General features: G+C 42.6%; 11 protein-coding genes. 8 read left to right on the top strand and 3 right to left on the bottom strand.

Features of this window, described 5'->3' with window-relative positions:
- Both QUA43_RS30035 and QUA43_RS30030 read left to right on the top strand, forming a co-directional pair.
- Positions 1 to 206: hypothetical protein (locus QUA43_RS30035; protein ID WP_333379350.1), on the top strand; the 206-nt coding region annotated here is incomplete at its 5' end.
- Positions 207 to 305: 99 nt separating this feature from the next.
- Positions 306 to 512 carry a glycogen debranching protein gene (locus QUA43_RS30030; protein ID WP_333379348.1) on the top strand — a complete coding sequence of 69 codons (207 nt, stop codon included), beginning with the start codon at positions 306 to 308 and terminating at the stop codon, positions 510 to 512.
- Positions 513 to 624: 112 nt separating this feature from the next.
- Here QUA43_RS30030 and QUA43_RS30025 read toward each other — a convergent pair whose 3' ends face one another.
- Positions 625 to 819, bottom strand: coding sequence for a hypothetical protein (locus QUA43_RS30025; protein ID WP_333379347.1), 195 nt, complete (start codon positions 817 to 819; stop codon positions 625 to 627).
- Between the two features lie 67 nt (positions 820 to 886).
- On the opposite strand from QUA43_RS30025, the gene QUA43_RS30020 reads away from it, so the two are divergent.
- The 3 genes from QUA43_RS30020 to QUA43_RS30010 all read left to right on the top strand — a co-directional run bounded on the left by QUA43_RS30020 (position 887) and on the right by QUA43_RS30010 (position 2,847).
- Positions 887 to 1,882, top strand: a complete 996-nt coding sequence (locus QUA43_RS30020) for an AEC family transporter (RefSeq protein WP_333379345.1) — start codon at positions 887 to 889, stop codon at positions 1,880 to 1,882.
- A 198-nt stretch (positions 1,883 to 2,080) separates the two neighbouring features.
- Positions 2,081 to 2,455 carry a DUF433 domain-containing protein gene (locus QUA43_RS30015; RefSeq protein ID WP_333379344.1) on the top strand — a complete coding sequence of 125 codons (375 nt, stop codon included), beginning with the start codon at positions 2,081 to 2,083 and terminating at the stop codon, positions 2,453 to 2,455.
- Positions 2,452 to 2,847: an ACP S-malonyltransferase gene (locus QUA43_RS30010; protein WP_333379342.1), complete on the top strand. Its 396-nt coding sequence runs from the start codon at positions 2,452 to 2,454 to the stop codon at positions 2,845 to 2,847. The genes QUA43_RS30015 and QUA43_RS30010 overlap by 4 nt, the downstream gene beginning before the upstream one ends.
- Before the next feature lie 127 nt (positions 2,848 to 2,974).
- On the opposite strand, the gene QUA43_RS30005 is transcribed toward QUA43_RS30010, so the two are convergent.
- A complete protein-coding gene (locus QUA43_RS30005; RefSeq protein WP_333379341.1) occupies positions 2,975 to 4,948 on the bottom strand; it encodes a peptidoglycan DD-metalloendopeptidase family protein in 1,974 nt (657 codons plus the stop codon).
- Positions 4,949 to 5,165: 217 nt separating this feature from the next.
- On the opposite strand from QUA43_RS30005, the gene QUA43_RS30000 reads away from it, so the two are divergent.
- Positions 5,166 to 7,541: a hypothetical protein gene (locus QUA43_RS30000; protein WP_333379339.1), complete on the top strand. Its 2,376-nt coding sequence runs from the start codon at positions 5,166 to 5,168 to the stop codon at positions 7,539 to 7,541.
- An 84-nt stretch (positions 7,542 to 7,625) separates the two neighbouring features.
- On the opposite strand, the gene QUA43_RS29995 is transcribed toward QUA43_RS30000, so the two are convergent.
- On the bottom strand, positions 7,626 to 8,204 hold the full coding sequence (locus QUA43_RS29995; protein WP_333379338.1) for a Uma2 family endonuclease: 579 nt from the start codon (positions 8,202 to 8,204) through the stop codon (positions 7,626 to 7,628).
- 113 nt (positions 8,205 to 8,317) lie between these two features.
- Between QUA43_RS29995 and QUA43_RS29990 the strand changes: the two genes are divergently transcribed.
- Positions 8,318 to 9,136, top strand: coding sequence for a Uma2 family endonuclease (locus tag QUA43_RS29990; protein ID WP_333379336.1), 819 nt, complete (start codon positions 8,318 to 8,320; stop codon positions 9,134 to 9,136).
- A gap of 76 nt (positions 9,137 to 9,212) precedes the next feature.
- The gene (locus tag QUA43_RS29985) at positions 9,213 to 9,626 is read left to right on the top strand and encodes a nuclear transport factor 2 family protein (protein ID WP_332978470.1); all 414 of its coding nucleotides are present in this window, start codon (positions 9,213 to 9,215) and stop codon (positions 9,624 to 9,626) included.
- Positions 9,627 to 10,116 lie beyond the last annotated feature (490 nt).

The raw sequence follows: 10,116 nt of genomic DNA, 5'->3' as shown, positions 1-10,116 counted from the left end.
GCGGGCTAGAAGCCCACCCCACAAAAAATTCATCTGTTGTGGAACAGGCATCTTGCCTGTGTGTGGAACAGGCATCTGGCGTAATTCAGGGCGGGCTAGAAGCCCACCCCACAAAAAATTCATCTGTTGTGGAACAGGCATCTTGCCTGTGTGTGGAACAGGCATCTTGCCTGTGTGTGGAACAGGCATCTTGCCTGTTAAGCTAAAATGCCGCACTCCGGTTAATTAATACCGACCTACTTAATTAATTGGCAAAAATATAGGAAAATTTAAATAACAGTAGATTTTGATTGAGAGAGTAAATCGTGATTATTTGGGTAAACGAGCAAATCGATCCGTCGGGTATTCTTTATTCTTGCATTGCTTGTTGCGATGAGAGTCAAGCGAAGGATTGCCACGAATCTTTTGAGCAGAATTTGACGGCAGAGCAAAAACAGCAGGGCTGGGTTGCTACCTTGCGGACTGTTAGTTCTTGGGATGAGGTGCCTGTTAATGCTTTGAAATTGAATTAATGAGTGCAAGTCATCAGCAGCTTTAGTCTCCTCCTGTTTCCGTTCGCTCGAAACTGCAGGAAAACGTTGCACGTCTGTTCGTCCAAGGCAAGATAACTCGATCGCACATTGATCAAATTAACAGAGGTTTGGTGAATGTGAAGGCAAAAAGCTGCAAGCATTTGGGGCTGCCAGTCTGAGGATTTTGCCCTGCAAGGTGCGGGAATTGGGGCGGAAATTTTCGGGCTGGCACTGGTGCGAACACGCTAGGAGGAAAAAGCGTGCAAGTGCGATCGTCTTCGAGGGCTCCGCTAACGACAATTCGCATTTCTTAAACGGATTTTAGCATTACTATTAATAGATAGAGGCATTTCCAATTGTCTAGTTAAATTTTTATGATTGAAACCTTATTTCACGCTTATACCCCTCTAGTTATCTGGACGGGCTTAGGACTGCTGCTGTTTCGGTACATCCCAGTTGATTTTCCCAAGCTGCTGAGCCACTTTCTTTTCTGGATTGGGATACCGCTGCAAATTCTAGTTTTAGCCCGTCAGAGCGATTTTTCGGGTGCTGTGGGATTCACGCCGGCGATCGCCATATTCGTGTTATTTCTGAGTACGAGTTTTGCTTGGCTGACTTGGGTATTATTGCGTAGGCTGAGTGCGGCCCACATCAAAAAGCCTTATTTTCAGGGCAAAAATTCTCTGGTAAATTTATTTTTATTAAATTTTAATTCCCTGAAGCGATCGAGCAAAGGGAGTTTTATCCTAGCTGCGATGTTAGGGAATACGGGCTTTGTTGGATTAGCAATCACCCCGTCTATCATCAGCACCGATAACAACAACTGGGCTGTATTGTACAGCGTCACTAACAATGTTATTGGAACTTATTGTTTCGGTGTATTTATTGCTAGCTATTTTGGGAACTCCGAGCAAAAAAATCACTGGTGGACTCAGATCCGGGACGTGCTGACAGTTCCCGCCCTGTGGGCATTTTTAATTGGTTTTTATACTAGAAACATCCCCCTGCCCGAAACAGTGGAATCGGGATTGCAGGTAGCTGTTTGGGTGGTAATTGCCAGTGCTTTGCTGCTGGTTGGCATCCGGCTGAGGTCTATTAAGAAATGGGAAAGTTTTGAACTGGCGTTAATCCCGTCGCTGTTAAAAGTGGTAATTGTGCCGGTGCTAATCGGATTGGGTGCTAGTTATTTCGGATTGAGTGGCGATCCGAGGTTCGTGTTGGTGTTGATGTCGGGAACGCCCACAGCTCTTTCGGTGCTGATTTTAGCAGAAGTCTACGAGCTCGATCGCGATTTGTTAGCTAGCAGCATCGCCATCACTTCAGTCGGTTTGCTGTTGATGCTTCCACTATGGTTAGCTGGGTTTAGTTGAAGTTGGGCGATCGTGTGGGGGTTCAGAAACCTGGTTTCTTTCCAAAATTTCGGTGGGGATTCCAAGATGATCGCAGAAACCCGGTTTCTTGGATTTGGATCGCGTTACTAAAACAGGAAATAAACCCAACACTAATGATTGTTGCCAGACTTTTGAGAGTTGGTATAATATAGAAATCACTTCAAGGAGGTTATAGGTATGACAACCATATCCGACGAACAAACAGCTATTCTCCGTACCGAAAGAGGACTGTCCATCGCAGGTACGCGCATCACTATCTACGACATCATGGACTATGTGACGGCTCAATATCCGCCTAAGTTTATCAGGGGATTATTTGACCTTACAGAAGAACAAATTAACGCTGCTTTAGCTTATATTGAGGCAAATCGCGCTGATGTTGAAGCCGAGTATCAAATGGTTCTTAAGGAAGCTGAAGAACTGCGGCTGTACTATGAAGAAAAAAATCGCGATCTGATTGCCAGAATTGCGACGCAACCACCACAACCTGGTCAAGAAGCTATTCGAGCAAAACTTGAAGCAGCAAAAGCAAAATTTAAGTCTCAGCCATGAATTTTTTAGTCGATCATAATTTGAGAGGACACGCCGTACTTCTCTCAGGTAGCATTTTGAGTGGTGGTTGGCTAGATTGGGTATTCATTCGATTTATCACCTTTGATGAAGTGAGCCTGCCGATCGATAGTGACGATCGGGTAGTTTGGCGGTTGGCTCAATCAAACCAAATGATTCTATTGACCGCGAATCGGAGTATGAAGGGTGAGAACTCTCTGGAACAAGTGATGCGTGAGGAAATTAGTTCTACATCATTACCTGTGATTACTATTGGCGATGCTGACCGCTTGTTGAATGACTCTGAATATCGGGAGCGTTGTGTGATTCGTCTGGTTGAAATTGTGATTGATATTAATACTTATATGGGTGTGAGTCGGCTTTTCATCCCATGAGGGGGGTCGAGATTGTTGAAGTGCGATCGCTATTTGATTACCAGCAAATGTAGGGTGTGTCACCTGCGATAATTAATCATTTTGGTAAAAAATTGCAAGGTGACTTACCCTACTACTATCACAAGCACTAAAAGCTGAGATAATTTCTGGGATTCTGACGTACTCCATTTTGCCAAACCTCAAAATGTAAGTGAGGCCCTGTTGACAATCCTGTGCTACCAACTGCACCAATCTTCGTGTCGTCATTAACCACAGTCCCAACACTGACGGCAAAAGTTGACAGATGTAAGTAGCGAGTTTTGAGACCACTACCGTGATCGATGTCTATGTACTTACCACCGTACTGATCTGTACCAACAAATACCACCTTTCCACTTCTTGCTGCTTCAATCGGAGTTCCTGTAGATGCCGCTAAATCAATACCTGTATGACCTGAACCAAATTCCTGACTGACTGTGTAAGAGCCTAAAGCTAGAGGGTTTTCCCAAACAGGTGGCGGTGGAGGTGGAGTCACATTACTTCCCGATAACGATACGAAAACATCACTTGCACCAAAACCAATCAAGTCATCCTTACCATCTTTATTCACGTCACCAACCACACGGGGATAATTATTATTATCCGTCCAGCCACCATTATTCTTAGTTAAGCTAGGACTATAAGCCATTGGTGAACCAAAAGTACCATTGCCATTACTCAAAGAGACAAAGACATTAGTGGCACCAAAACCGACAATATCATCTTTTCCATCACCATTGACATCAGCCAAAACACGGGGGTAGTTATTGTTGTCCGTCCAGCCACCTACATTCTTAGTAAAGCCATTCGTGGAGCTTGGAGTAGAGGCAATAGGAGAACCAAAAGTACCATTACCATTGCTCAAAGAGACAAAGATATTACTAGCACCAAAACCGACAATATCATCCTTGCCATCACCATTGATATCACCTAAAACACGGGGGTAGTTATTATTATCTGTCCAGCCACCGACATTAGTAGTAAAGCCATTTGTCGCACTTGGAGTAGAGTCAATTGGTGCGCCAAAAGTACCATTGCCATTGCTTAAAGACACATAAACTTTACCTGAACCAAAACCGACAATATCATCCTTGCCATCACCATTAACATCACCTGAAGCACGAGGGTAAGTATTGTTATCTGTCCAGCCACCGACATTAGTAGTAAAGCCATTAGTGGCACTTGGAGTAGAGCCTATGGGTGCGCCAAAAGTACCATTGCCATTGCTTAAAGAGACATAAACTTTACCTGAACCAAAACCGATAATGTCATCCTTGCCATCACCATTGACATCACCTGACACACGAGGGTAGGTATTGTTATTTGTCCAGCCACCAACATTAGTAGTAAAGCCGTTGCTTGAACTTGGAGTCGAGGCAATTGGAGAGCCAAAAGTACCATTGCCATTGCTTAAAGAGACATAAACTTTACCTGAACCAAAACCGATAATATCATCCTGACCATCACCGTTAACATCACCTGACACACGAGGATAAGTATTGTTGTCTGTCCATCCGCCGATATTTTTTGTAAACCCAGGAGAGGATTTAACCAAGCTGTTATAAGATTGTTCAACAGGGATAATCTGAGCATCGACAACAACAGTACCGGAGTCATCCTCTGTTTTAATTCGCAGTAACTCGGGTTCACTGAGAGGTAAACCTAAAACAACGTGCATTAGTAACTCCCCCTCATCCCCAGGGGTATCCCCACCAGGATTGAGCAAGACATCAAACTTGTGAGCGATTTCTTCAATGAGAGCTCCTTGAACTTTCAGAATGTCACCCTGTAGCAATGACTGTGCTAAATAAATGGTATCCTTCGTCTCAGAAAAAGCTGCTTGCGCTCCCTTCATGGCTGTATCTGTGAGAATTTGGAAATGTGGCATAATATTCTCAAGATTGCCAGCCACGCCACTTTGAATCAGGCTATGAGCAGCGTTTGGATTCGTTATATCAAACACTTGACCCAATTGTTGCAAGGCATTGGGTGAAGTAAAAAACGTCTGCAACTGGGATTGAACCCGATTCAAGGCTAAGTTGAGTCCATTTGAATCGAATGGGGTCAAAAATTCATTAGACATAATTTTTCAGATTCTTTTTTACTTACTTTGATCTTTAGGTTGATTTAACTCAACCTAATAACTTGATATTAAAGCTCTATTTTTTAACTGTCAGTAGCCCAAAGTTAGTTAGTTGATGTACGGTAAAATTTTGTCTGAGTTAGTCAAAGTCAATCAAGGTCAATCAAAGTCAGTTATAGTTGTTATTGCAGGTTGCTACTTAGCATTATAGATACCTATGAACATCGCTCAGGCTTTGGACTTTATCAATTCACAACTGATGGCTAATACGCTCAAAACCTTGAGAACCCTTGAAACTACTATCTTAAAAGAGGCATGGAAGGGTAAAGATAGTCAAACTTATGAGCAAATTGGAGACAGCGGAGGTTTTGAGCCTGGAAGTGTTAAGACTGCTGCTTACAAACTGTGGCAACGGTTATCGGGACTGTGTGGAGAAACTGTCAACAGAGATAATGTGCAAGCTGTGGTAGAGCGTTACTACAACAAAGTTTCGATCGCCTCTCCCCCCGTCGCTACTCATGTTTTTACTCCTGTCCCTACTCCCCCCGCACCTACTTATACTGATTTTGTGGGTAGGGAAGAAGCGATCGACCACCTGCAAAACCTTATCAGCCAAGGGAAAAAAATAATTTTAATTCACGCAGCAGGGGGAGTGGGTAAAACTACTTTGGCTCAAGAGTTTCTCTCGGCTCAAAATTTTGAGTTAGTGTTATCATTACCGATGGCAAAAGACCCGGAAAATATTACTCGTATTGAAAGCGTAGTTGAAGAGTGGCTAAAGCAATATTTTAAGGAAGAACCTGGTCGGGATTTTAACATATCTTTAGACCGCTTGAAACGTCAATTAAAAAATCGGCGAGTTGGTGTATTTATTGATAACTTAGAGCCTGCTTTAGATGCAAATTGTAAATTTATTGCACCTCATAGTAACTATGTCGAGTTATTGCGAATTTTGGCTGAGCCGTCTGTGCAGTCAGTGACTTTGATTACTAGCCGCGAGCGTTTATGTGAAGAAGGTTTAACAATTGAACGTTATAAATTACCAGAATTAAGCGAGTTTGCATGGCAGCAATATTTTAATTACCGTGAAATTATAATTTATGAATCAACATTATCAGCCATGCACAAAGCATTAGGCGGCAATGCTAAAGCGATGACGCTGTTCTGCGGGGAGATAGCCAAAGATTTTGACGGCGATATGGTGGCCTATTGGTTCGAGTATGGTGTTGATATTTTAGCACATACTACCTTAAGAAATTTAGTTATCAGCCAGTTTAATCGCTTACAAAAAATGGATTCATCAGCTTATCAATTATTGTGTCGCTTGGGTTGTTTTCGTTATCAAGACGTGGCAAATGTGCCGACAGATGGGCTGTTATGTTTGTTGTGGGATGTACCAGAAACGCAGCAGCGGCGAGTATTAGAGTCATTGCGTGACCGATCCTTGGTAGAGTTTCACAAGGGCGAATATTGGTTACATCCGATGATTAGGGAAGAGGCCATCAGTAGACTAAAAAATAGTGAAAATTGGGAAATAGCTAATCGTCAAGCTGCCGAATTTTGGACAAAAACTGTTAAGGTAGTGACAACTGTAAAAGATGCGTTGACAGCATTAGAAGCCTATTATCACTACTTAAATATTAGTGATTTTCAACAAGCGGCTGAAGTCCTCAACAAAGAGAGACTCAGCAAGTGGAAAAGACCGGAAATATTAGGTCAAACATTTTGGCGATTAGGAATATTACAAAAAATGTGTTTTGCCATAGAATCACTTATTATCTATATTAGTGAAGGAGTTAGCTTGAGTAAACTTTATAATGTATTGGGCGATGTTTATTGGATGACAGGTGATCTTCACCGGGCTATACATTGCCATGAAAATTCTGGAAATATTGTGACAAAAAAAAATTATTTTTATAAAAAAAACGATCAAAAAATAGTCCGAATACTTCAAATTCGCTCTTTATTTAATATCGGACTTTGTAAAATTGATTTAGGGGAACTTGAGGATGCTTTAGATTATTTTGACAAATCCCTGTTTCTCGATCAAAAATACGGGTATAATGAGTGTACATTGGTTAGCAATTTTTGTTTGGCTTTCTTAAAATCTTGCTTAGGTTCAAAAGAAGAAGCATCTTCAATGGCTAGTATTATCTACCATCAGTTACCTCAAAATAATTGGGAGGCTTGGCAAGTAGGATATGGTTATTTATTTATGGGTTTAACCTATAAAAACCTAGAACAAATAGAAAAATCTTTTGAAATGAATCATGCAGCAATTGTATTTACTAATGAGAATAACTACCCTCAAGTGAAAGCCAAAGCCTTAACAGGTTTAGCCGAAATTTACCGCATCCAAAATGATGTTACTACCGCCCTGAATCATCACTTTCAATCAATTGAGATACTCGATGAAATAGGAGGCAAATGCGATCTACCAGAAGCCTATTATCAGCTAGCCTTGACCTGTAAACAAATGGGTAATACAGTTGATTGTGAGAAATATTTTAATCAAGCAATAACACTTTATCAAGAAATGGAAGCCCCTAAACAAATTGCTAGAGTTCGCCAATCAATGTCAATTATAAGCTAATCATTAATCTTGTCAACTAAATTAACACTATGATAGTCTCTGTCATTCAAAATGCTAAGTTTGTAAGATCGCACTTCTCAACTTCTACATCGATCGCATAAAAGCATTCACCGCATCATATTGGTCGGCCATCCGCGAATAAAACTCGATCAATCGCAAATCCAACTCCGGCAAAAGTTCGCTCTTACTCACCAACTCATACCCCGTAGAACGCAAGCAATAAACCGAAATTACACCATCCTCCCAAAACCAAACCTCCTGCACTCCCACACGACGATAGATTTCCAGCGTATCAATTCCACCACTCGTCACTGTTATCTCGATCGCCAAATCTGGAACCGACTTGCGCGTACCCAAACAATAAGACTCATCTGGTTCCTTCCGTGCACCCAACTCCTTCATCCCGATGGTTGTACTACCGCGCCCGTAGAAACGAATGTCCTTCGTCCGCATATAAATCTCTAAAAGCTGATCTAAAGTGTTTCTAGATTCTTCATGTTCCTCAGAAAAAGGAGCCATAATTTCTAAACACCCATCCAAATAAGTTAAATGCGCCCCAGTTTCCGCCAAATCTGCATCCAACTTTTCCAGAGTCTCCCATGTCACGTTTGACAGGAAAGCCGCACCTGTACCCAATCCTGCTTTAGAAATTGCGACAACCATCTGACTTACCTTTTACGATCGCTTTTCCATATTAGCGAATATTAGCTAAAGTTTCAAATCTGATTGCTCTAAAATTTCGCAGTACAATGAACAATAACTGCACGGAAAAGACGATGAACGAGACAATAACTTCTACTGGTCTGCCTCCTGCATTCCCCGACCACACGCAATTGCCAGACGAAGACGGTACATTTGTGAAAAATTTTCAGGAGCATCCTCAGAGCATCATTCTGACAGATTCTATCGGGCCGGTTGTAGAGCGACTGCATCCAGACGGACAATATGCGATCGGGCAAGATTGCGGAATTTACTGGCGAGAAACTGAACCGCCAGAGCGAGGTGCAGAAGCACCGGATTGGTTTTACGTGCCGAATGTACCCGCAACACTTGACGGTTTTCGCCGTTCTTATGTACTTTGGCGGGAACACATGGCTCCGTTCATTGCTTTAGAATTTGCTAGCGGTAATGGAGAGGAAGAGCGCGATCGTACTCCCTTGACTGTGGCCGCTGACGGTACTACCACTAAACCGGGTAAGTTTTGGGTGTACGAGAGAATTATTCGCATTCCTTACTACGGCATTTATGAAATGAGAACTGGCAATTTAGAAGTCTATCACCTGATAGATTTTGGGTATCGAAGGATGGAGCCAAACGAACGCGGTCACTATCCCATTCCTGTACTAGATGTAGAATTGGGACTGTGGCAGGGAAGCTATCAAAATCAAGAACTGCTTTGGCTGCGGTGGTGGGATTCCCAGGGGAATTTGGTATTAACTGGCTCCGAACAAGTTGAAATTGAGCGTGGCAGGGTCGAACAAGAACGAGAAAGAGCCGAACAAGAACGGGAAAGAGCTGAACAAGCAGAGCGAAAAGTCACCCAGTTAGCCGATCGACTGCGAGCAATGGGAATCGATCCCGATGCTGAGGATTGATCTCAAATTTTCCAAACTTTCTCTGTAGCGCGAGCATCCCGCACCTTACCTTTTATAATCACAAAAAACCAAGCTGATGGAAACTAAACCACCTCTACCGCCCTTTACGTTGGAAACGGCTAAAGCCAAAGTTCAAGCTGCTGAAGATGCCTGGAATACCCGCGATCCAGAACGAGTAGCCTTAGCTTATACGGAAGATTCTCAGTGGCGAAACCGTGCCGAATTCTTCAGCGGACGGGAACAAATCAAGGCTTTTTTAAGAAGAAAATGGGCAAAGGAACTAGATTACCGTTTAAAGAAAGAACTGTGGAGTTTTACAGACAATCGGATTTCTGTTCGCTTCGAGTATGAGTGGCACGATGATTCTGGCTACTGGTATCGCGCCTATGGTAATGAACAGTGGGAATTTGCCGAAAATGGGTTAATGCGAAGACGTGAAGCTAGCATTAATGATGTTCCCATTCAAGAGTCTGAACGGAAGTTTCGATAAGATTTATCTGTGAGTTGCTAGACGCATAAACCTGGTTTTTTAGGAAAATACGCAGGTTTATAGTGATAACTTTAGTCATGATTGATATCATGGCCGGTCGATTACCCCTAATACGGTAGGGGCTCCCCTCACGAAAAATATCTGCCAATAATTGACAATCTCAAAAACCCGCCCTTTTAATCGCGGTCACTCGATCGGACATGATATGACTAAACGCCAGAAAGAGGACTAAAGTCCTCACTACGAACGAAAGGTTTGTAGTAAGGACTTGAGTCATGATTAGAACTCTTGCAAAAATACAAAGCACCACACCCCAACCCTCCTCTTTAATCAGGCGAAGAGGCAAGATTATTCTTGTTTCCCCCCTTAATAAGGGGGGACTAAGGGGTGTGAATTTGACTTTTGCAAGAACTCTATTGATTAAACGCCAGAGAGAGGACTAATACCAATTTCATAAAGTAGCGCTAGATATTACCCCCCCAACCCCCCC

It is taken from the genome of Microcoleus sp. N9_B4 (genome assembly GCF_036701635.1).
GTDB lineage: Bacteria > Cyanobacteriota > Cyanobacteriia > Cyanobacteriales > Microcoleaceae > Microcoleus.
This window is presented reverse-complemented; position numbering and strand designations above follow the sequence as displayed.